The sequence below is a fragment of the Pseudomonas sp. TNT2022 ID1044 genome, from assembly GCF_028656895.1.
GTDB lineage: Bacteria > Pseudomonadota > Gammaproteobacteria > Pseudomonadales > Pseudomonadaceae > Aquipseudomonas > Aquipseudomonas reinekei.
Window position 1 is genome coordinate 16,902 of sequence record NZ_JAMDHB010000012.1, and the last position, 21,591, is coordinate 38,492.

Genomic DNA, 21,591 nt, shown 5'->3' on the forward strand with positions numbered 1-21,591 from the left:
CAACGCCATGTTGTCGTCACATGATCGTTAGCTTGTTTATGAAGTTTTGATCAAGTCGATCTTTCCACCATCCAAATAAACGGCCCTCCGCAGTTATCCCCGCCCAGCTCATCAAGGCACCGCCCTTACCGTCTGCTAAAAGTGCCAACGCGTGGCGTTGAGGCACAAAATTGATCAGCTGTTGGCCTTCTAAAGCCGCAGCCAGATTTTTGGCGAGCAAAGGCCCCTGGCGCACCGCATAAACACCGTTACGCGGGCAATCAGGCAGGCTGGCACAATCACCCACCGCAAGAATTTGCTTGTGGGATACGCTCTGAAAAGTTGGAATAATAGCGACAAACCCGCGTTTATCTTGAGCAAGCATTCCCTCTTTTAACCAAGGCAGAGGCGCTGCTCCGGTGGCCAAAATGAGTCGTTTTCCGCGCCAAACAATCTGCGATCCACACAACAATGCATCGCCATGCACTGTGTCGACTGCGGAACCCTCAATTAGCTTTACATGAGCGCTCACGAGGCACCGTATTGCCCGAGCTCTAAGCCCAGCCGGATGTCCAGCTAGGATCGCTCCAGAGCTGATAAGTGTTAACTCTGAGACTTGAGGTGCAAGGGCAAGAGCGAGCTCAACCCCTGCGGCACCGCCACCCAGAATTGCCAAGGGCATAGGTGATTTCTGCCAGGTACTCCAGGCGCAGACGAGCCCCTCGAAAGGCTTCACTGGAACCAGTTCCAACTCGCGAAAATCTCCCGGCAGTGCCTCTGGTTTTGAGCCGACGTTTAGAGACAACCAGGTAGCCGAGTAAACACGCCCATCGGCAAGCCTCAACGAGTTCGAGTTTGGGTCGATGCCAACAATTCTCCCCTGAATCAGGTCAACCCCCGCGCTAGCACAGAGCGCAGGTAGAGGTACTCGACACTGCTCTGGCCGATACCTTCCAGCCAGTAAGCCCGGAAGCATCCCTGAGTACCAAGCCGATGTTCCATCGCTCACGAGCGCGATACGTCCGTGAGGCCGAGGAGCGGAGAGCCACTGGCGCAATACCCCCAAATGGGCATGGCCAGCTCCTGCAAGCAGGAGGTCAAATTCCGCGTTCAAGACGGTTTCTCGTCCGTCTTGAATCCAGATTCAATACGCTGGGTGCCGCCCAGGCGCCATCGATGAAATTTTGAAAGCCAGCGCAGTGCGCCGATGGGAGCATGAGCACGCTTCCATTCTCCGGCAGCGTATTTGTTCGCTTCGGCCAACGTAGGATAGATATGGATCGTGCCGAGTATTTTGTTCATGCCGTAGCCGTGTTTCATGGCAGCCACGTATTCGGTGATTAGATCACCTGCATGCTGACCTACGATTGTTACGCCAAGGATCCGATCCTTGCCAGGTTCAGTCAGCACTTTGATGTAACCGTAGGCTGCGCCATCGGCGATAGCCCTATCTAGATCATCAATGCCAAAGCGGGTGACTTCGTAGGCAATGTCTTGGGATTTGGCTTCTTGCTCATTCAAGCCAACACGTGCCACCTCTGGATCAGTGAACGTCGCCCAAGGAATCACCCGGTAATCAACTTTGAATTGCTTAAAGCCCCCAAACAGTCCATTCACGGCGGCATACCAGGCTTGGTGCGCTGACGTGTGGGTGAATTGATAAGGCCCCGTGACATCCCCTACAGCAAATATATTGGGGAAGCCCGTTGCCAAGTATTCGTTGGTACTCAGAGTGCCATTACCTCGCACCTCCAGACCAAGTTCTTCAGCGCCGAAACCCTTTACATTAGCGACCCGGCCTAAGGCCAAAAGCATCTGATCGAAAGGTATTTTCACTTCGCTGTTGTCTGCCAGATTTACGCAAATAAGGTGCTGCTGGCCTTCGAGCACTTCAAAACGTATAGCTTTATGCTGCAACCTTATATCGACACCATCCGCCCTGAGGCTTGTCATGACGATGTCACTCGCATCGACATCTTCACGTATCAATAGCCGCTCAACCATCTCGACTTGGGTCACCGCACTTCCGAGGCGCTGGAATGCTTGTGCCAACTCACAACCGATTGGCCCACCTCCCAAAACGAGCAATCGCTTTGGCTGTTCGCGCAATGCCCATATGTTGTCCGAGGTAAGAGGAGTGATGAGCTCAATACCGTCAATTTTTGGTATCAATGGACGGGCGCCAGTGGCGACAATGATGGATCGAGTGCTGAGAGTTTTACCATTGACCTCAACAGTCCAGGGAGAGGTGATCCTCGCTTCTCCCTCAATGACTTCTACGCCCAGCCCTTTGTATCGTTCGACGGAATCATGCGGTTCGATTTCCGATACCACGCGCTGAATACGTTGCATGACCGCCGCAAAATCAACCTTGCCAGTAACCGACCTAAAACCTAGGCTTTCGGCTTTTTTAAGTTCGTGGGCAAATTTGGCAGATCGAATGAGTGCTTTTGAAGGCACACACCCCGTGTTCAGACAGTCGCCACCCATCTTGTGCTTTTCGATCAACGTAACCTTTGCTTTCACAGCCGCTGCTATGTACGCCGATACCAGGCCACCGGAGCCAGCGCCAATAACCACTAAATTGCGATCAAATCGCTTGGGCTTTTTCCAGCCTGAATACACTTTCCGAGTCTTGAACCATTCCAGAATTTTGCGAGACAACATCGGTAGCAAACCAAGCAGCAGGAATGCACCGATGAGACTGGGTGATAGGATTCCACCCAACGAATTGAGTTGACCAAGCTCGCGACCAGCATTCACGTAAACCAGCGTGCCGGGCAGCATACCCAGCTGACTGACCCACCAGAATGTGCGCACAGGCAACTTGGTCAATCCCATCGCCAGGTTGATCAATACGAAGGGAAATACGGGTACCAGACGCAAGGCGAATAAGTAGGATGCCCCCTCACGCTCAACCCCTTGGTTTATTCCCGTCAGGCGTTTACTGAACTTGGCTTGCACCCAGTCGCGCAGCATGAAGCGACTGATCAGCATCGCCAATGTGGCCCCAAGCGTAGATGCAAAGGACACCAGGAGCGTACCGCCGAATAAGCCAAATAATGCACCGCCAAGCAGAGTCATGAGGGCGGCACCGGGTAGTGACAGTGCAGTCACCAGTACGTACAGAAAGAAATACGCGCCACCAATGAGCCAGGGGTTGGCAGACACCTGTTCACTAAACGCTTCCTGCTGGGTTTTGAGGTTTGTCAGGTTGAGATATTGGCCCAGATCGAAGATAAAAAAAGAAGCGATCAGCGCAGCTATCACCGTCAAAAGTATGAGCTTACGAAGGTTCATGAGAGTGCATCCTTTAGCGTAGAAACTGAACACTCCTGAAAGCCGCCCAGCAAGGCTGATGGTGGAAGATCGTCAGTTCCATTGAGTAAACGATCACGATAAGAAAGTGCTGCCGGGCTCTGTGAGGGCCATTGTCGGTCGAAGTCCTGTAGGAAGGCCACATGGTCGTATTCAAGCGAGATTGCTTCGACGTAGAGCCCGAGCAACTGAGCGCGATAAAGCGCCTGAGGATGGGGGGTGGAAGCTATCCGCGTGACAAGCCCTTTACGTTCTGCGCTGAAGTTTGGAATGCCGGCAGCACCATTATTGATTACCGCCCCAGAGCCCCAGCTCAAGGCTGCGGGGGAGCATGTGTGGCTGGTGGCGAATACGTCGATTTTTCGTTCAGCCATCCAATCCGCCAATTCGTTTTGGCGATCAACAGATCTCAATGCCTGACGTGAACACTGCCAGCCGGCAAGTGAACGTTCATCACCATGACTGATGGCGACTGTACGTCCAGCAATTTCGACCAGCGCATGGGCAGGACGCAACGCAACTGAAGCCCTCAACAAGGGAAGAGTAGCGAAGGTTTCACACAGCAGTTCATGGATAGAATTAGACCAAGCGACTGTGAGTTCTGTTACCTCCTCAGGATAGGCGCAACCGCATCCCGTTCCGCTGTCTTCCACGCGGACTAGCTCAGTCTCGACGTTACCGCGAAGAAGAACGTGAGGGGCAACGCGATCCTCGAGGCCCCGGAAGATTTCTGGATCACGATCAAACCAGTGCAAGTCGCCGTTGAATACAGCACGAGCTTCTGGCTCATCTGCTAGCAACATTTCCAGCGCATCTAACGCATAAGTGTTTCCGTAAAGGCCGCCTACGACGTAGAGCGTTTTGCAGCCAAATTGTGCAGGGCCGTCGAATGCCGTGGGCGGCAACCTGTAGTCCAGAGGGCAATCGCGCCCAGGTCGCATGAGCATCCTACCCCGACTCATATTGCGACTCGCTTAGATAGGTAACCTGGGATCAAATAGCCCAATATGCATAGCGCCAATCCGTAAAGGTTGGTACCCAGCAGCAGGGCATATTTGCCATCACCAATAGCCCAACTTTGAGGTATCCAGCCCAACGTGAGGGCTATGCCCAGGGCAATACCGCACCAGAAACTCAGGTGGAATCCTAAGCGAGTCGGAGTCACCATTCCGTGTAAAACGAACACTGGTGCGAGACCGATGACCATTGTGCCGCTCAGGGTTGTTGCTTTAAGGATGTCGGTTCCAGTGAGCATTGGAATGTTGCCCAAGACTGCGAATATAACCATCACAGACATGCCAACTCCGATTGCCTTCTTGCCTAGATCGTGACCAGCCAGCAGCGGCAACTCTCGACCCACTAACTTGGCCAGGCTCGAAAAAGTGGAGTCGAGAGTGGAGCCTGCTGCCGAGACCATTACTACGGTCATGACCAACAGAGCGACTACCCCCATGGATTTCGCCAACGCTGCTGGGACGTTATCAGAAACATCTATCCCTGCTAGGGTGGCGTGTACACCAATCAAACTGAACGCAAGAATGGCAACAAAACCCAGCAGTCCGGCAACGAAGAAAGACCTACGCATCGTTCGCTCTTCGCTGATGAAGCCACGATCCGTCAGGACAGGATCGTGAAACGGGTAGCTGAAAATCTGAAGCCCCGCGACCAGTAATAAGTCAACGCCCGAACTCATCGCCCAATGGCTGGTGCTCATCAGCTCCCTGGTGCTGTACTGCGGTAAAACCAAGCCAAGTACCCAGACAAGGGCAATCAAGAAAATTCCAGCTTGGGCCGCATCTGTCATGATTGAACTGCGAAGTCCACCACGCAGGCTGTAAGCCAGCGTCACCACGGTGAACAACAAGGCGGCTCCGATAAACTCAATGCTACCGGCAACACCATAATAGCCACCGACCACAGCGGTATTGCTCCAGACCTCGTTAAAGAGCCTGATAAGAATGGCTGCGCTGAAAGCCAGTGCCGCAGAGCGACCGTAATGGGTGATCAGAAAGCTGACCAGTCCTGTAGCTCCGAAACGTCGGCGCAGTCTGAATATGACGAAACCCGCCAGCGGGATCGAAAGCCAATACGTTGCATAGGCCAGACCACCAATCAATCCATAGCTTGCCCCCAAGTTGGCAGCGTTCGTCACCGATTTGGCGAAAATCCAACTGATGAAAATACTCGATGTCAGTAGCCAGGGAGCCGCGCTACGACCTTGAGAATCTTCACCATGGAAAAAGCCACCCAGGGTTACAGCACGAGGTGACAACGCATACATGACGAGACCGTAAATCAGTAAAAACCCCCAAAAAAACACACCTAGCAGACTATTCGGCTCCATTGATGTTCTCCTTAACCTTTCAATGCGCCAGCGCAACTCGAACCCTGACCAGCGGTGCAAGCAAAGCAATGGTCGCGTGTAGTGATCGGGTTATTTTCCAGACTTGATGAGTTGAGCAAGTCACGCAGATGAGGCCGATCACGACCAATCAGACCAGGCATGAACATCGGTAGGTCTAGCATTTGGTTGAAGTCGCAGTCGTAGAGGTAACCTTGCCAGTCGACGCTGACCAAGTTCCGGCACATGACTGCATCGAGATTCTCTGATCGATAGCTATCTCTGAGCAGCTGCATGTAATTACCGAACTGCCCCTTGCTAACCAGGGTGCTTCCAAATCGGGCAATCGGTTGGTTGGTAATAGTCAGGAGATGGTTGAACTGAATGCCGAAATCCTCAGCCAAGTGAGCTTTGTAATCGATCTCGAGCTGAGCCTGCGGCGGCGGCAAGCTTGCGCCTTGAGGGTTGTAAACAAGATTTAGGATTAAGCCGGTGTCAGAAATACCGTATCCGAGATTGTTGAGCTTCTTGAGGCCTTCAATGCTCGCGTCGAATACCCCATCACCTCGTTGCTTGTCGACATTCTCACGGGAATAGCAAGGCAGAGATGCAGTCACCTCTACTCCTTGCTCAGCCAGAAACTCCGCTAAGCCTTCATAACCTGGTTCACTGAGAATTGTTAAGTTGCAGCGGTCAATGACACGCAACCCTTCTCGCCGAGCATGGACAACGATCTCTCTGAAACGGGGATGCATTTCAGGAGCGCCCCCTGTCAGGTCGAGGGTCTTCACTGGATGGGCATCAATAACTTGATGCAACAGCGCCAGACTTTCATCCGTCATGGATTCCTTGCGAGTGGGGCCTGCATTGACATGGCAGTGCAGGCAACGCTGGTTGCAAAGGTAGGTGAGGTTGATCTGCAAGGCTTCCAAATGACCACGGTGCAGAGGCGGAAAGCTCAGTGCATTCAGAAGCGGTAACATTGCGTGCATGGTGATACCTACTCTCGGAAACTGATGTTCTGAGGCCATAGCCTCTCGGTGGTACAGATGGATCTCTCGTAACCGGCTAGTGATCGCGCTGAGGCCTTCTAGCACGCGTCATCGAACGAGGACTGCTTCTCAACCCCTCCCGAAATATCCATTCAGACCAGCACAAAAAATTCACTTACTGGTTACTGGACTTTTCAGTCCGTAATCAAGGAAAGCTTGAGTATTTAGGCCTCGACACCTGCAACCTGTTATCTGTCCGAAATACCTGATTAGGCCTGAATACGTAATCCGTTCATCAGACAGTACGTGAGCAGCAGCCAAAGCATCACTTGATGCCGAGCGGTCGATCCAGCGACATTGCACCTCCACCACGGGCGACGATGAGCAGTAATAGGCCCGCCCAGGAAAGGTGTGTTGGCCAGGCATCAGGGTAGACAAACACTTGGATTACAAACGTCATACCCAGTAAAGCCAATGCGGATAGTCGTGAGAACAGGCCTAACACAAGAAGTAGTGGAAACAAATGCTCACTGTAGGTAGCTAGATGCGCGGCCAGTTCCGCAGAGATAAATGGCAGTGAGTATTCGGTGCGGAACAGCTCATAGGTACTGGGTGTGATCGTCAAAAACTCACTGACTTTGGTGCGTCCTGACATCAAGAAAATGGCCGCGATGGATATGCGAGCAACCAGCACCAATAGCGAGTCACCAATCATGAAGCCAAGTCGGTCTGCAATGCGGTTCCACATGCCTCGCAAAGATTTGTCGGCTGTGGACGAAGTATTTCGTATCGCGTCCATGATGTGCTCCGTTGGTTAAGTTGGTGTTAAGTCTTTAGGAAGAGCGATGGATGCTTACAGAGGCGAACGCGTCGGCCCTGAATAAGCGGGCAATGAGGTCTGCCAAATCCAAGTCGGGCTGAACCTCAAGGGCTTTTTCTGCGGCCAGTTCAAGCGGCAGGTCTGCCGCGCAGGCATCTAAAAACGTGCAATCCGCTGCACTGGCAGCCTCCCAACAAACCTTGGCTTGCTTGCGCGTCAGAAACGCTCCTTCGCCGTGCCAGTTGAGTTCGTCGGGCATGTCCCGCTCTTCGCGATTGAAGCACCAGATGGTGTAGGCGGGGTTGTCTGGGAACCACGCCCAACGGGAGGCGGCCTTCGGTGTGAGTCGGCTGCGGGCCAAGTCGTTTTGGGACAGATTCGCAAATAAGCTTGGATCAATATCTGGCTCATCTTTAGCGCAATGGACTTGTGTCCAAAGCAGATCCAGGCGGGCGACGTCGCCCAGATAAGGCATTTCTCGCGCATGTTCAAAAGCGTCGAGAAAATCCGGGAAATCAGCGCCGTAGTGCAGCAGTCGAGAATCTGTCGGTGGCGATTGCCGGGCATAGATTGCTGCTGCGGCCTTAAGCCACTCCGTCCCAACCAAGCGCTCGATGGTGGGAAAGTTCGCGAGTAATGCGTCCGTCGATCCTTTCAATACAGTATTGCGGTACACCAAAAAACCGGGCTGCTCGATTAGAGCAGTCATTCCAGTCGAATTTCGCTCATATAACGCATCGACGAATGCATCCTGAAAGCTTGCGAGTGAGGTGTTCATATCGTCACTTCCGATGGTTGCCTCTTCCCGATGTTCAACAACGCCTGCGCTCTGTTTCGTTCATTCAGCAAGGCGTCGAACCCTGGGATATTGTCGTCGCGCTCGATCAAGGTTGGGCGCATGCCGATCCGTTCTATAACGCGTTGATACAGCAACCAGACGTCTTCAGCGATGGAGGCGTCGTGAGTATCTATCAGCAACCGCGTATCTCCCGGATCCACCGCGTGGCCTGCCAAATGGATTTCCACGATTGCCTTGGCCGGGAAGGCATCCAGATACGTTCCCGCATCAAAACCCAGGTTATGTGCGCTGATGTGTACGTTATTGACATCCAGCAGCAACCCGCAGCCTGTTCTCACACTTAGTTCGGTCAAAAACTCGATTTCGCTGAATTCGTGACCATCCAAACCTAGGTAATGGGTGGGATTTTCAATGGCTATAGGACGTCCTAAAGCGTCTTGTGTACTCTGAATGTTGCTTGCGATGCGGTGCAATGCCTCGACCGTGCGAGGGAATGGCAAAAGGTCAGGATGATACTGACCACGCCATGCTGACCAAGCTAAATGCTCGGAAATCAAAGCAGGCTGAACGTGATCTGCCAGCGCTTTCAGGCGCTTCAAATGGTTTTCGTCTGGTGGACAATCGGCAGCAAGTGAAAGTGACACGCCGTGCAGCGATAGTGGATGTTGATCCCCAATTGCCTCCAGCCATGCGAGACGGGGGCCACCATCCACCATGTAGTTTTCCGGATGAACTTCGAACCATAGACCCTCTGCCGTGCAGTCCAGCGCATTTGAGTAATGATTCGGTTTCAGGCCGAGCCCGGCCCCCATCTGGCGTTCAGTTCTCATGGTTGGTGCGCCCCGTGGTATTGCGATTACATAGGTGCGAGAGTGCCAGTGCCTTTTGGTGTTTTGATGGAGGTACAAGTACCCGCAGGAACGTTTTTCCAGGCATTAGCCTGATAGTCCACTTTGGCGGTGCCCGCACAGGTGGTACCTGCGCCGGCTTTGCAATCGTTCTTGCCAGCTAGGGAAACGCCGTAACACTTTTCCATGGCGCCTGCGGCAGCAGGAGCCTCTGCGGCCATAGCACCTGCAGCGAAAGTAGATAAGGCAACAGCGAAGGCGGCAAGCTTGAGATTGTTCATGGTTGTGTCTCCAGATGATGAGGATTGGTCATCGCATCAGCGCTTGAGTACCGTGCTTGCGATCCAAAAGGTAGTTCGATGATTTCTCACTGCCGGTTACAGCAACCGCAAAATATTTTTCAAACCTGCAAAACTGATTCGCTTGTTACCTTATGCCGGTAACCGCATGTAAGATCCGCTGCCCGTCACCAACGCTGGCTTCATGCAGGAGCGAGATATTTTTACTTTTCGTGTAACCAGAGCGAACGATGGAACGAACTACACATAACGACGTGTTGCGCAGTCGAGAGCTCCACCTTCAGGCTCTGTTTATCGCAGGTCTGGACGGAGATGAGCGGTCTTATCGAACGTTTTTATCGGAGTTAAGTGGTCATCTTCGTGGTTTTTTACGTTCGAGGCTTCAGCAGAGACCTGGTGAAATCGAGGATTTGCTGCAAGAGGTTCTCTTGGCTGTTCATAATGCGCGCCAGACTTATCGAGCAGACCAACCGCTGACGGCGTGGGTTTTCGCCATTGCGCGTTACAAGCTCATCGACTTTTTCCGTGGGAGGTCACGTCATGACGTGTTCAACGATTCCCTCGACGATGCGGCAGAGCTATTTGCCGAACCACATCTTGAACCTGCGCAGGCCAGTCGCGACCTAGGTAGGTTGCTTGAGCAGCTACCTGAGCGGCAGCGTCTACCTATCGTGCACGTGAAAATAGAAGGTCTGTCTGTTACTGAAACCGCTCAAATGACGGGGTTATCTGAGTCTGCGGTGAAGATAGGGATACACCGAGGGCTTAAAGCGCTGGCGTTAAGAGTTAGAGGTGCACGATGAACACTGATGATTTTATTTCCATGCTCGCGTCGGGTGTGGCCCCGGTTGATCGCAGGACGCTCGCTAAGCGATTTAGCGGCGCGGTTCTGGCAGGCCTCTTGGGCGCAACTTTGCTGGTAATAGTAATAATGGGCGTTCGGCCAGACTTGGGCCAGGTCATGGCTACACCGATTTTTTGGGCTAAGATCGCCTTTCCGCTCTGTCTGATGATCATTACGCTGAGCATGGTCATGAGGCTGGCTAGACCTGGGATAGCTTCGGGCCCCGGTAAGATTCTGATTGTCGCCACAGTCGCCACGGTGTGGGTTGGCGCTGTCTACGTACTCATGGAGGCCGCACCTGAGGATCGCCTTGCGATCATTCTCGGCGATACCTGGCAGGTATGCGCACTCAACATAACCTTGCTATCGATTCCGGGGTTTATCGCTGTGTTTTGGGCGCTACGCGGTCTCGCACCAACCAACCTGACGCTGTCAGGAGCCTGCGACGGACTGCTAGCAGGCTCAATGGCAACGATTGCTTACTCCCTTCGATGCCCCGAGATGCAGATACCATTTTGGGGCGTATGGTACTTGTTGGGCATGCTGGTGCCGACGGCACTAGGCGCACTACTCGGTCGACGCTGGCTACGCTGGTAGCAGATCGTGGGCATCACCCGTGCCGGCGGTCAGAGATATCTACCAACACCATCACTTCGGGCGATGCGTGATACCGGACGCATCTTGGAATCAAGCAGATGAGCTCGCTGAACAATCATGATCCATGCCTGGTACTGCTTTGTAAGCGACCTGCTTTGGGCCACTCAAAACAGCGGCTGGCAGAGGGCGTTGGTAAGGAACGCGCCCTGGGTATCGCTCAGTTGCTTCTCGATTGCGCTGTAGAAGACCTTTCGGTTTTCCCGGGCCCACGAGCTTTGGCTCCTGATCAAGCACAACACCGACAATGGGGGCACGCTCTGTGCGAGAGCGCACTCTGCATTCCACAGAGTGAGGGAAACCTCGGTGAGCGCTTGAATGCATTGGACATGCAACTCCGGAACCTGGGTCACCAGTACCTGATTTACATCGGAAGCGACTGCCCATTGTTAGGCCCTGACGACTATCAACGTGTGAACGAGCAACTTCAGCACTCAGATACAGTGCTCATGATGGCGCAAGATGGTGGCGTTGTTCTTATGGCCTCTCGTAAGCCTTGGCCGACCTTGAGCGCTTTGCCTTGGAGCACTCAGCATCTCGGTCAAGCGCTAGTCGAATGTTGTCGGAGTTCGGGCCACTCGGTTTCGCTGGCTGGTGAGTTATTCGACATCGACCTCCAAGAAGACCTAAAGCCCTTGCTAGAGGCATTGGCTCACGATGCACGACCTGCGAGATTAAAACTGAAAAACGCGTTGGCGGATCTACTGGAAGTATCAGATGCAAAATAAAGGGTCTGTCAGCGTTATCGTGCCTTGCTGGAATGACGAAGCAGCGCTGGAAAAGCTGCTCAGTCATTTAAATGTAATGGCAATAAATGAGCGTGAGTCGCTACAACTGATCGTGGTTGATGCGGCCCAAAGCGCGAACTGCCTAGAAATTTGTCAGCGCTATGGTTCGCTTTGGGTACCTGCATCACCCTGCCGAGGTGAGCAGCTTCGCTTGGGGGCGAGCCATGCAGTTCATTCGATTCTCTGGTTTTTGCATGCTGACGCTCATCTGACGTGTAATTGCTTGCCTGCTATCCGAGATGCAATCAACTCTGGTGCGTCGGGAGGGTATTTCGCATTCAGATTCTCCAATGCCAGTTGCTGGCAAAGCAGGTTGTTAGAAAAACTGATCAATGTGCGTACTCGTTTTGGGGTTCCTTACGGCGACCAGGGATTATTTTTCCGGCGCGATATCTATCTGTCGTCTGGACAACATGATGCGTCACCGTTGTTTGAAGAGGTCAAACTTGTGAAACGCGTCCGAGAGCAAGGCCGATTCGTAGAGCTAGCTCAAGGTGTGGGAGTGGATGCCAGGCGCTGGCAGCGCGATGGCTGGTGGCGTCGTTCGTTGCGTAATCGTTTGCTCGCGATAGCTTATTACATGGGTGTCCCAGCCTCCCGATTAGCAGCCATTTATAGTTCGCGAAAATAGTCATTTCTGCCGGCTTGACCAACCCACGCATTCCCGAAAACTCACTGATCATAGATGGCGTATTGCTAGCTCCCGCCCAAAATCCAGAGACATGGAGAGGTGTCAAAAGCGACGGCAATCAATTAGGCCTCCTTCACAGCCTGACTTCTTAGGGGCGCTATTTACACATCAAGACGTTGTAGTTTGTGGCAGGCACCTGTTAACCCATCCAAGACAACGTGCGGTTTAATCCCCCATGGATCAAATTGCGCTGCTGAGTCACGATTAACCCAGGCACACTTCAAGCCAGAATTCATTGCCCCCAGGACATCAAAGGGGTTACTCGAAACCAAGCATACTTCTGCAGAGGGCAGCGCACATACGTTGAGTAGGTGGTAATAAACTTCCGGTGCAGGTTTGAAGGAGCGCACCGACTCTACGCTTACGACCTCTGTGAAGAACTCGCGAACATCTGCGTGCTGTAGTAGACGCTCAACTGCTTGCTTACTACCATTTGAAAATGCGTAAAGATGCAAACCACTGCTTACCATTTCCTCCAACGCGTCGCTTACATCAGCGAATGCGTCAAGCTCTGAATAGGCATCCATGAGCACCTGGATGTCAGCACTATCAAGCTCTATCAACTGCTCACGACAGGCGAAGATCAATGCTTGGCGAGTACAGACAGAAAAGTCGCAATAATCACGCATCAACCCCCTGCGAAAGCTGTATTCCAGTTGTTTCTGTCGCCAAGTCTTCGCCACGTCTACAGCTTTCTCACCAATCAGCTGGGTCAGCTGGCCTAGCACACCCTGGGTGTCGATTAACGTTCCGTAGATGTCGAATGCAACTGCCTTGATCATGGTTGGTTAATCCTATCTTGAGTGATTTAAGAACTAATCAGTCCAAAATTTGTTAAATTTAGGCCCAACGCAACATAACTAGATCGATCACCGTAATCAGTTCTTGATGTGAGAGCCCGGATTTGGTCTGGGTGCGCAGACCATTCATTATGCAATGCATTAAGAGGGCAAGCTCTGCCGGTGTCTTATCCGCAGGGATTTCACCGTTCTGCTGTGCTCGCTCAAATGCCAACTCGAATACTCGGCGGAATCGCTTGGAGGCTAGGATCACCAGATGATGTATTGCAGGGTCAGACGATGAAAACTCGTTCGCTACGTTTACAAGCATGCAGCCACGGGGGAAGTCTCGCGAGGCATCCTCGAGCACGGACATCAGGCATTCTCGAATGAAATCGACCGCAGACTCGGACTCATCAAGGCGCTTACGCATAAACCTTGCCCGCCCCTCGAAATATCGAGTGAATGCAGACTCGAATATGCTCTGTTTGTTACCAAAGCTTTCATAAAGACTGCTTTTTGAAAGACCAGTAGCTTCAAGCAGATCCTGCAGGCTCGTGGCGTCATAGCCTCGGCACCAGAAAAGCTCCATGGCATTTTCCAGTACAAGTTCAGGGTCAAAGATTCTAGGGCGTCCGCGATTCATATTTCCATTATGGACTGATCGGATTTTTTTTCAAAGCCCGACCAGGTAAGGCTGCTGGCGACACCGAGGAATCCATCCCTTTAACCCCTGCAACTGGCGCAAGTATCATTCCATAGGGTGGTTCCTAGGTAGAAATTGACTTATGAACCGATCAGTCCCAAAATAAAAGGTGACCCTCACTAAATTTTTCCAGAGGTCTTTGGACACTCGGAGCTCAAACCGAACCACATTAAGGACTGATTAGTCCGTAAATAGAGGTACTCACAATGCTCAGCGAATACCAAATGACTCTACCGTCGCTTACTCCTGAAACTACCGAAGGTCATGGCCGAGATGTACTGACCAAGGCCAAAGCACAGACAGGGTTTATCCCTAACATGTATGCACGCATGGCTAATTCACCAGGTCTGCTTGAAACCTACCTGCAAGGCTATGCGGCCTTTCGAAAAGAGTCTGGCTTTTCCTCCGAGGAACAGGAGGTCATTTTCATGGTCATCAGTCGCGAAAACGGATGTGAATACTGCATGGCTGCTCATAGCACCTTGGCAGACATCATGTCCGGCGTGGCCCCAGAGGTGACTGACGCGATCCGGAACGGCACACCAATCAGCGATTTGAAGCTCGCCGCTTTAGCAGAGTTTACCAGTGTCATGTTCCAGAGCCGTGGCCTACCAACTGAAGAATCAGTTAAGGCGTTTTTCAAGGCTGGTTTTAGCGAGCGGCACATTCTCGAGATCGTTCTGGCGTTGGCCGTGAAGACCCTCAGCAATTACTCCAATCACCTCTTTCATACTCCGCTGGATGAAAAGTTTGCAGCCCGCGTTTGGGCGCAGAGCTGATTTAAACCTGTTATGCCGGTTGAGCGCTCCAGGTTGCCCTTTAGCGCTCACTGGTGAGGTTGCGAGGAACGTATGTTCGCGCAAAAAATATAGAGCATAGATTTACTCAAATGCTGCGCAATTTCTTACATCATGACGGAGAGAAATGATGAAAGGTTTTCGATCTGGTTTTAATCTTCTAATGGCGGCATTGCTGGCCTTATCCCCATTAGCATTTGCTAGTCAAAAAACAGAAGCTTCGGAAGCGGATATTAAAGTTATTTTCTTTGATGTAAATGAAACCCTTCTGGATCTTCATCCTCTACAAAAGTCGGTCGGAGATGCGCTCGGTGGTAGGCCTGATTTGTTGAGCATATGGTTTTCGACGATGCTGCACTATTCATTAGTAGAGACATCAATTAATCAATATCATGATTTTGGGCAAATAGGTGCTGCGGCACTAATTATGGTTGCTCAATCGAATGGTTTGACTATCTCTCAAGATCAGGCAAAGGAGGCTATCGCCCCCATCACTAAGCTTCCAGCGCATCCGGATGTTCGCGAGGGATTAGAGGCGTTGAAAAATAAAGGCTACAAGTTGGTGGCACTGACAAACTCTTCACGCCCAGCCGTAGAGAAACAATTGAAAAATGCAGGACTGTACGACCTGTTTGACGAGTATTTAAGTGGCGAAGCTGTTCACAGTTACAAGCCAAATCTAAAGGTCTACAGTTGGGCTATGCAAAAAATCGGAGTCAGCAACAGGGAGTCCCTGCTGGTTGCAGCGCATGGTTGGGATGTCGCGGGGGCTAAAGAGGCTGGCATGAATACAGCGTTTGTAGCACGAGCTGGCCAAGCGATCTATCCGCTAGCTGAGGTTCCTGATTATCAAGTCAGCGACTTATTACAACTATCGGACTTATTGCCGGCGCGCTAGATTGCATCTGGCTTATAGTATTTATGCTTATAGGCCAGCATCCTACCTGATGAGAGGCGCGCATAAAGGTGTCGCGCACTCCAGTTAGTCTGCTGCTGGCATGCTATAAGGAGTATAGTTATATTGTCTTGTGGTTCAACTATTTAACTAAAGGATTCTTTATGACTACTTACGCAATCATTGGTGGGTCGGGGCTGGGTAAGCTACAAGGGCTTAACGAAAGAAAATCCATACTAATTGATACTCCTTATGGTGAACCAACTGGTGACATCAACATCGGCGAGTTTGCGGGTCAAGAAGTGATGTTCTTAGCACGTCATGGCCAAAAGCATCGCTATGCGCCGCATCAAGTTAACTATAGAGCAAATATTTGGGCTCTTAAACAAGCGGGAGCAGACTCGATTATAGCTATAAACGCAGTTGGAGGAATTCATCATGCAATGGGCACTGGCCATTTTTGTGTGCCCCATGACCTAATTGACTATACCTACTGCCGCCAAAATACGTTCTTCAATAACGATCATGAGCAGCCAATTCCCCATATTGACTTCAGCGCACCATACAGTGAGGAACTGCGTGTTCGTCTGATTGCTGCATTGATGGCTGAAAATTTCGAGTTCAGTGCGAGAGGCGTGTATGGCTGCACTCAAGGCCCTCGCCTAGAGACATCTGCAGAGATAATCCGTATGGAACGTGACGGTTGCGACATTGTAGGTATGACCGGTATGCCTGAGGCTGCACTGGCACGAGAGTTATCACTAGAGTATGCCTGCTTGGCGCTGGTTGTTAACCCAGCGGCAGGAAAGTCTTCGTCTGCGATTAGTATGGCGGAAATAGAGTCGGCGTTGAAGTTAGGTATTAGCAATGCTCAGGCGGTTTTGTCTAGGTTGCTCGGATCTGCTCAAAAAACTTCATGAATTATGGCGATACAAACGAGAACCCTCGGCAGGGCGGATCGGTGTGCGTTCATGTCCTAATTTTGGCGGGGCATATCTGTGTCGAATCTTCCTATACGCCTTTTCTTCCTGCCGGTTAGCCTAACAAGGTCGAATCTACATACTGAAGTCATTTCCCGTCATTGCTGCGGGTGCGTCGCTTGGAGCTTGGCTGAGTTGGCTTTTGGGCAAGATGTTGGATGCTCTGTTCCGTACGATTCCTCTAGGTGCTGTGGTTGCGAACATGGTTGGGGGTTACATCATCGGCGTAGACATCGCCTTCTTGGCCACTTCTCCTAGCCACTCAGGCCATCCGGATGGGCTTGGCCAAACTGCCAGAGGGTAGTAACTGGGCGCAACTTTACGGCGTAGCACTGCTATGCGGCATCGGCTTCACCATGAGCCTGTTCATAGAAAACTTGGCATTCGCGGGCTCGGCTCACCTGATTGATGAAGTGAAAGTCGGGGTGTTGACTGGATCGACTCTGGCGGCGATTGGCGGCGTGCTGATTCTGCGTCGTAGCACTTCCCCTGCGGCAGCACCGGCTACTTTAGGCCGGTAACTTTACTTGGAAATGACCACAGAGCCTCGCCGACGCCGAGGTTCTGCGGCTGAACATTCGCTCACTGAATCATTGGCGAAATAGCGTTGGAAACATGAGGGAGGTAGCTCCGCGTCATGCCCAACTTACCGCGCCGTCTCTCAGCGCTTAGCAATCAACTCCAAAGCAACTTTTCTCAGCATGTACGTTTCGCGCTGAATTGACTGCCCCATCGATAACTCCTGACGCTGCATCACGGCTTCGTTGTGCGATATGGCCTCATGCAGGTTGATCCAGACAGGCCGCATTCCATTAGCGATTTCGTGGCTTTCCATCCTGACTGGCTCTAGCTGAGTCGCTACTTCGCATAGATAAAAATGTGACGTCATGTGCATCAGGTCATATTGTGGCTTCCAATAAGGCCGGTATTCCTCGATATAGCCGTAGTGCTGGAGCACCTGAATCTCACGGGCACCAGTCTCTTCCTCAAGCTCACGCTTCAGGCCTGTGACAATGTCCTCGCCGGCTTCAAGGCCGCCGCCAGGAAAGCTAAAGTCGTTATAGCGCTCCGTGAACAGCAACAGGATCTGTCCATCCCGCATCACGATGCCGCGTGCTGCATGTCGACGGAATACTCTGCCCTGTTTGGATTTCAGCTCGGGGTGAATAATTTCAGTTATGAGTTGCATGTGGTCTCGTTACGGCAAGATCAGTTAGTCATCGTCCAAGGTGGCCACGGCATTTCCGCAGTTCTGGAAATACTGTGGCCAGTGGAACTGGCTCAGCGAAGCAGCAATACGGGAACAGTGGATGTACGCAGCATCGTCGTGGTCGTGCTGCCTATTAGAAACTGCCTGATGCGTGAGTGCCCGTACGCCCCCATGACCAAGAGGTCAATGCCGTGCTCTGCCTGATACGCATGCAGTGTCGACTCAACTTCGCCTGGACGGATCTCGATGTGCACCAGCGAGCCAGAAGAGGCAAGTGTGGTTCGTGCTTTCTCCAGCTCATTCTGGTTTTCTTCAGAGTCCGTACCAACCATGACGATATGTATTGGCAGGCCTTCGCACAGCGGGCTTGAAGCAAGCATCTGTACGGTCTTGTGGCCTGTAGCGCTGCCGTCAAATGCCACCATGACCGTTTCAGGTTTCCTGAAATGGCTGGTTGTAATCAGGATGGGGCGGTGGATAGTTCGGACTACCGCTTCGATCTGGCTGCCAAGACTTTGGGCACTGTGCGTGCTGTCCTCACCGACTCTTCCAATCACCAGTAATCGAATATCGTCTTGGAGATCGCTCAGGCTCTCGACGAGATGGCCATGGCGCTGCTTCAGATCAGGTGACATTGCGCCAGAGATGACTGTTCGCTCGCGAGCTTTTTCAAGCATGTGCTGCCCATCCTCCAAGGCCAGTTTTGCACGCTGCGCATCCAGCGTGGCCAACTCTTCCAGTAGATGTTCTCTGCTACCGAGACCGATATTGCCGCTGAGGTCAGCGGATGCAGGATATTTTTCCTTATCCAGCACATGAAGCAAGGTCAGGGGAGCGCTGAGTCGTTGCGAGGCCCATGCTGCGTAATCGCAGACCGCCAATGAGGATTGTGAGTTATCAATGCATGCCATTACGTGGGTCATTGTCGTTCTCCTTAGTGGCTCATGAGCTTGTCGATGGCACCGGGTTTGTCATGCACACCGAAGCGGTCAACGATTGTTGAGCTGGCTTCATTGAGACCGAGCACTTCAACTTCAGCGCCTTCACGGCGGAACTTAATCACGACCTTATCCAGCGCTGCGACGGCAGTGATATCCCAGAAATGCGCCTGTGTGAGATCGATGGTGACTTTGTTGAGTGCTTCCTTGAAGTCGAAAACATTGGTGAATTTTTCAGCCGAGTTGAAAAATACCTGACCTACTACGGTGTACGTGCGGTGTGAGTTTTTTTCATCCAGGCTGGACTTGATGTCGAGGTAGTGCCCGATCTTGTTCGCAAAGAACAGCGAAGCCAGCAGCACGCCCACCAGAACACCATAAGCGAGGTTATGCGTTGCCACGACCACCACAACGGTGGCGACCATCACAATGTTGGTCGAGAGTGGGTGCTGCTTGAGGTTACGCAGAGAATCCCAACTGAAGGTGCCGATGGAGACCATGATCATCACGGCAACTAGCGCAGCCATAGGAATTTTAGACAGCCACTCACCTAGAAAGACGATGAGTAGTAGCAAGAAGACGCCGGCACAAAGTGTCGACAGGCGGGTACGGCCACCTGATTTTACGTTGATGATTGACTGGCCGATCATGGCACAGCCCGCCATACCGCCAAGCATGCCAGCAATGATGTTGGAGATGCCTTGGCCCTTGCATTCGCGGTTTTTGTTGCTGGTGGTATCGGTCAGATCATCGACAATGGTTGCGGTCATCATGGACTCAAGCAAGCCAACCACAGCCAAGGCAGCTGAATACGGGAAAATGATGCGCAGGGTTTCAAAGTTCAGCGGGACTTCAGGCCAGAGGAAGATCGGGAGCGTGTCAGGCAGTTGGCCCATGTCACCCACGGTGCGGATATCCAAACCGAGGTAAATGGCGACGGCGGTCAGCGTCAGGATGCACACCAATGGCGAGGGAATCAGCTTGCCGATTTTCGGTACATACGGAAACAGGTAGATGATTCCCAGGCCCGCAGCTGTCATGGCATAGACATGCCAGGTGACATTGGTGAGCTCAGGCAATTGCGCCATGAAAATCAGAATGGCCAAAGCGTTCACGAAACCAGTGACTACCGAGCGGGAAACAAAGCGCATCAGTGAGCCCAGCTTTAGGTAGCCAGCGAGGATTTGAAGTACCCCGCAGAGCAAGGTGGCTGCTAGCAGATACTGAAGCCCGTGATCTTTTACCAAAGTGACCATTAGCAGAGCCATTGCACCGGTAGCCGCCGAGATCATGCCAGGACGACCGCCGACGAAGGCAATGACAGCGCAGATGCAGAAAGAGGCATAGAGACCAACTTTGGGGTCGACGCCTGCAATGATAGAGAAGGCAATGGCTTCCGGGATCAAAGCCAGAGCGACTACAAGACCCGCGAGCACGTCTCCACGGACGTTGGAAAGCCACGTTTGTTTGAGTGATTGCAGCATCAGAATATCCAAGGCAATGCACCGCACGCACACCAGGCGAAGGGCGAGCGCGTCGATACGAATTCAAATTGTGAGGATTATCTTGCTGTGTGCTGTGGGTGTAAGAACCGGGCATACAGCAGTACGCACCGCGAACGAAACAGGCGGGTGCGAGGTGTTGCGAGGGGGCGTAGCGCTAAGGCGGCGTAGGCTGCCAGTAGATCGTTTGGAGTACAGTCATGCTGATTTCCTGTAGCTCAAGGGGTATGCGAAGACGACAGTATACAGTCAAGCTATCGTCGATTGCGACCCGCTACCTCGCCTTGGGCGGTTTGCGTTGAGTAATGCCTTTTTGGCAATATCTCTCGCCTGCGCTCCTTTTTTTCAGTTCTCAACGCGTCGTTAAGGCTCTGAAGCCAGTTGAAATCCCTGAAGGGTACAGTATCCATTCTGGCCTATAGCGAATGTGCTCACCGCCGCTCTGGGAGCCTTGCTCATAGTGAGTATTGCCAAGATGACCAGCATGCGACCCATGAGCCCAGCATGAGAAAAGCCAGTCCGATCCAGAAGGAAAAATGTCTTTCCGGACTGCCCGAAGCACCTGGTTTCAGCATCTGTAGCAGTAGCCCGGATCGTTCAATCACAAAGCCAAAGGCCATAAGCGAGAGATTGGTTCGGTTCCACGCCAGCAAGGCTCTCTCAGCAGCAAAGAACACTCGTGGATCGTTCAAATCGGACATCAAATACCTCGCGTGAAATCGCTCTGGTCAGATGGTGCAGATATCGGACAGGGCTTGCGCCATCTGCTTTCATGGCTACCATCTGATCAATGCGTGCCTCGGCTTTCCAAGGCCGAGAACAAATGCATACCGGTCAACATGGCCAATACGAAAATGATGATTTGCCAGCGCCCCGTAAGCAGAATAGCGACCGCTGGCCCAGGGCAGATCCCCGCAATTCCCCAACCTATACCGAACACTAGGCTGCCGCCAATCAAGCGGGCGTCCAACTCCTTTTTCACAGGTAATTGCATGCGGGCACCCAGCAAGGATTGCTTGTTCTTGCGCGCCCAATTCAGGGGGATAACCGCCACTGCGATTGCCCCTCCCATCACCAGAGCAAGTGACGGATCCCAGGCCCCGGCCACATCAAGAAAAGCCAATACCTTGGCAGGGTTCGTCATGCCTGCCAGGAGTAGACCCAGGCCAAAGATCAGCCCTGCAAAAAATGCGGTCAACTTGATCATCTTCAAGCTCCCAGCACATGACGAATGACGTACACCGTTGCGAAGCCGGCGGTCATAAAACACACCGTTGCCACGATGGAGCGAGGAGACAACCTGGAGATCCCACACACTCCATGACCACTCGTACAGCCCGAACCGTAACGGGTACCCACGCCGACGAGCAGGCCTGCAATGATCAGGGCCTGAACGAGCCCCATGAAAGAC

24 protein-coding genes and 2 pseudogenes are annotated in these 21,591 nt (G+C 52.3%); 9 read left to right on the forward strand and 17 right to left on the reverse strand.

The window, feature by feature from the left end; all coding sequences use genetic code 11:
* Positions 1 to 16: 16 nt before the first annotated feature.
* From M5G20_RS16995 to M5G20_RS17035, 9 genes are all read right to left on the reverse strand, one after another.
* Complete coding sequence (locus M5G20_RS16995; protein ID WP_273920045.1) at positions 17 to 1,093, reverse strand: FAD-dependent oxidoreductase; 1,077 nt, start codon at positions 1,091 to 1,093, stop codon at positions 17 to 19.
* The gene (locus M5G20_RS17000) at positions 1,090 to 3,279 is read right to left on the reverse strand and encodes an FAD-dependent oxidoreductase (protein WP_273920046.1); all 2,190 of its coding nucleotides are present in this window, start codon (positions 3,277 to 3,279) and stop codon (positions 1,090 to 1,092) included. Before M5G20_RS17000 ends, M5G20_RS16995 begins: the two co-directional genes overlap by 4 nt.
* A complete protein-coding gene (locus tag M5G20_RS17005) occupies positions 3,276 to 4,202 on the reverse strand; it encodes a hypothetical protein (RefSeq protein WP_273920047.1) in 927 nt (308 codons plus the stop codon). The genes M5G20_RS17000 and M5G20_RS17005 overlap by 4 nt, the downstream gene beginning before the upstream one ends.
* Positions 4,203 to 4,255: 53 nt before the next feature.
* Entirely contained in the window at positions 4,256 to 5,641 is a 1,386-nt protein-coding gene (locus M5G20_RS17010; protein ID WP_273920048.1) for a sodium:solute symporter, read from the reverse strand.
* 11 nt (positions 5,642 to 5,652) lie between these two features.
* The gene (gene arsS / locus M5G20_RS17015) at positions 5,653 to 6,630 is read right to left on the reverse strand and encodes an arsenosugar biosynthesis radical SAM (seleno)protein ArsS (RefSeq protein ID WP_273920049.1); all 978 of its coding nucleotides are present in this window, start codon (positions 6,628 to 6,630) and stop codon (positions 5,653 to 5,655) included.
* A gap of 325 nt (positions 6,631 to 6,955) precedes the next feature.
* Positions 6,956 to 7,429 (reverse strand): DoxX family protein, encoded by a 474-nt coding sequence (locus M5G20_RS17020; protein WP_273920050.1) that lies wholly within the window; start codon positions 7,427 to 7,429, stop codon positions 6,956 to 6,958.
* A 34-nt stretch (positions 7,430 to 7,463) separates the two neighbouring features.
* Entirely contained in the window at positions 7,464 to 8,228 is a 765-nt protein-coding gene (locus M5G20_RS17025) for an HvfC/BufC N-terminal domain-containing protein (protein ID WP_273920051.1), read from the reverse strand.
* Positions 8,225 to 9,079 (reverse strand): MNIO family bufferin maturase, encoded by an 855-nt coding sequence (gene bufB / locus M5G20_RS17030; protein WP_273920052.1) that lies wholly within the window; start codon positions 9,077 to 9,079, stop codon positions 8,225 to 8,227. Before bufB ends, M5G20_RS17025 begins: the two co-directional genes overlap by 4 nt.
* 26 nt (positions 9,080 to 9,105) lie before the next feature.
* Positions 9,106 to 9,378: a BufA1 family periplasmic bufferin-type metallophore gene (locus M5G20_RS17035; protein ID WP_145307911.1), complete on the reverse strand. Its 273-nt coding sequence runs from the start codon at positions 9,376 to 9,378 to the stop codon at positions 9,106 to 9,108.
* 248 nt (positions 9,379 to 9,626) lie between these two features.
* On the opposite strand from M5G20_RS17035, the gene M5G20_RS17040 reads away from it, so the two are divergent.
* The 4 genes from M5G20_RS17040 to M5G20_RS17055 all read left to right on the forward strand — a co-directional run bounded on the left by M5G20_RS17040 (position 9,627) and on the right by M5G20_RS17055 (position 12,313).
* Positions 9,627 to 10,199, forward strand: a complete 573-nt coding sequence (locus M5G20_RS17040) for a sigma-70 family RNA polymerase sigma factor (RefSeq protein ID WP_273920053.1) — start codon at positions 9,627 to 9,629, stop codon at positions 10,197 to 10,199.
* On the forward strand, positions 10,196 to 10,837 hold the full coding sequence (locus tag M5G20_RS17045; RefSeq protein ID WP_273920054.1) for a DUF1109 domain-containing protein: 642 nt from the start codon (positions 10,196 to 10,198) through the stop codon (positions 10,835 to 10,837). The genes M5G20_RS17040 and M5G20_RS17045 overlap by 4 nt, the downstream gene beginning before the upstream one ends.
* 98 nt (positions 10,838 to 10,935) lie before the next feature.
* Positions 10,936 to 11,622: a TIGR04282 family arsenosugar biosynthesis glycosyltransferase gene (locus M5G20_RS17050; protein WP_273920055.1), complete on the forward strand. Its 687-nt coding sequence runs from the start codon at positions 10,936 to 10,938 to the stop codon at positions 11,620 to 11,622.
* Positions 11,612 to 12,313, forward strand: coding sequence for a TIGR04283 family arsenosugar biosynthesis glycosyltransferase (locus tag M5G20_RS17055; RefSeq protein WP_273920056.1), 702 nt, complete (start codon positions 11,612 to 11,614; stop codon positions 12,311 to 12,313). Before M5G20_RS17050 ends, M5G20_RS17055 begins: the two co-directional genes overlap by 11 nt.
* Positions 12,314 to 12,474: 161 nt before the next feature.
* On the opposite strand, the gene M5G20_RS17060 is transcribed toward M5G20_RS17055, so the two are convergent.
* Both M5G20_RS17060 and M5G20_RS17065 read right to left on the reverse strand, forming a co-directional pair.
* Positions 12,475 to 13,155, reverse strand: a complete 681-nt coding sequence (locus M5G20_RS17060) for a haloacid dehalogenase type II (protein WP_273920057.1) — start codon at positions 13,153 to 13,155, stop codon at positions 12,475 to 12,477.
* A 58-nt stretch (positions 13,156 to 13,213) separates the two neighbouring features.
* The gene (locus tag M5G20_RS17065) at positions 13,214 to 13,744 is read right to left on the reverse strand and encodes a TetR/AcrR family transcriptional regulator (RefSeq protein WP_273920058.1); all 531 of its coding nucleotides are present in this window, start codon (positions 13,742 to 13,744) and stop codon (positions 13,214 to 13,216) included.
* A 320-nt stretch (positions 13,745 to 14,064) separates the two neighbouring features.
* Here M5G20_RS17065 and M5G20_RS17070 point away from each other — a divergent pair, with 320 nt between their 5' ends.
* The 5 genes and pseudogenes from M5G20_RS17070 to M5G20_RS17085 all read left to right on the forward strand — a co-directional run.
* A complete protein-coding gene (locus M5G20_RS17070) occupies positions 14,065 to 14,637 on the forward strand; it encodes a carboxymuconolactone decarboxylase family protein (RefSeq protein ID WP_273920059.1) in 573 nt (190 codons plus the stop codon).
* A gap of 148 nt (positions 14,638 to 14,785) precedes the next feature.
* Positions 14,786 to 15,553 carry a haloacid dehalogenase type II gene (locus tag M5G20_RS17075; protein ID WP_273920060.1) on the forward strand — a complete coding sequence of 256 codons (768 nt, stop codon included), beginning with the start codon at positions 14,786 to 14,788 and terminating at the stop codon, positions 15,551 to 15,553.
* Positions 15,554 to 15,714: 161 nt separating this feature from the next.
* On the forward strand, positions 15,715 to 16,470 hold the full coding sequence (locus tag M5G20_RS17080; RefSeq protein WP_273920061.1) for an S-methyl-5'-thioinosine phosphorylase: 756 nt from the start codon (positions 15,715 to 15,717) through the stop codon (positions 16,468 to 16,470).
* Positions 16,471 to 16,609: 139 nt separating this feature from the next.
* Positions 16,610 to 16,795: pseudogene (locus M5G20_RS30160) on the forward strand (fluoride efflux transporter CrcB); the annotation flags it as partial.
* Positions 16,782 to 17,051: pseudogene (locus tag M5G20_RS17085) on the forward strand (Na+/H+ antiporter NhaA); the annotation flags it as partial. The pseudogenes M5G20_RS30160 and M5G20_RS17085, both read left to right, overlap by 14 nt.
* Before the next feature lie 140 nt (positions 17,052 to 17,191).
* Here the strand turns inward: M5G20_RS17085 and M5G20_RS17090 are convergent.
* The 6 genes from M5G20_RS17090 to M5G20_RS17115 all read right to left on the reverse strand — a co-directional run.
* Positions 17,192 to 17,719, reverse strand: coding sequence for an NUDIX hydrolase (locus M5G20_RS17090; RefSeq protein WP_273920063.1), 528 nt, complete (start codon positions 17,717 to 17,719; stop codon positions 17,192 to 17,194).
* A gap of 92 nt (positions 17,720 to 17,811) precedes the next feature.
* Positions 17,812 to 18,663 carry a universal stress protein gene (locus tag M5G20_RS17095; protein ID WP_273920064.1) on the reverse strand — a complete coding sequence of 284 codons (852 nt, stop codon included), beginning with the start codon at positions 18,661 to 18,663 and terminating at the stop codon, positions 17,812 to 17,814.
* Between the two features lie 11 nt (positions 18,664 to 18,674).
* Entirely contained in the window at positions 18,675 to 20,162 is a 1,488-nt protein-coding gene (locus M5G20_RS17100) for a SulP family inorganic anion transporter (protein ID WP_273920069.1), read from the reverse strand.
* A 473-nt stretch (positions 20,163 to 20,635) separates the two neighbouring features.
* Positions 20,636 to 20,881 (reverse strand): YidH family protein, encoded by a 246-nt coding sequence (locus tag M5G20_RS17105; protein WP_273920065.1) that lies wholly within the window; start codon positions 20,879 to 20,881, stop codon positions 20,636 to 20,638.
* A gap of 86 nt (positions 20,882 to 20,967) precedes the next feature.
* A complete protein-coding gene (locus M5G20_RS17110; RefSeq protein WP_273920066.1) occupies positions 20,968 to 21,387 on the reverse strand; it encodes a DUF6691 family protein in 420 nt (139 codons plus the stop codon).
* 2 nt (positions 21,388 to 21,389) lie between these two features.
* Positions 21,390 to 21,591 (reverse strand): YeeE/YedE family protein (locus tag M5G20_RS17115; RefSeq protein ID WP_273920067.1); only part of this gene is annotated, 202 nt, incomplete at its 5' end.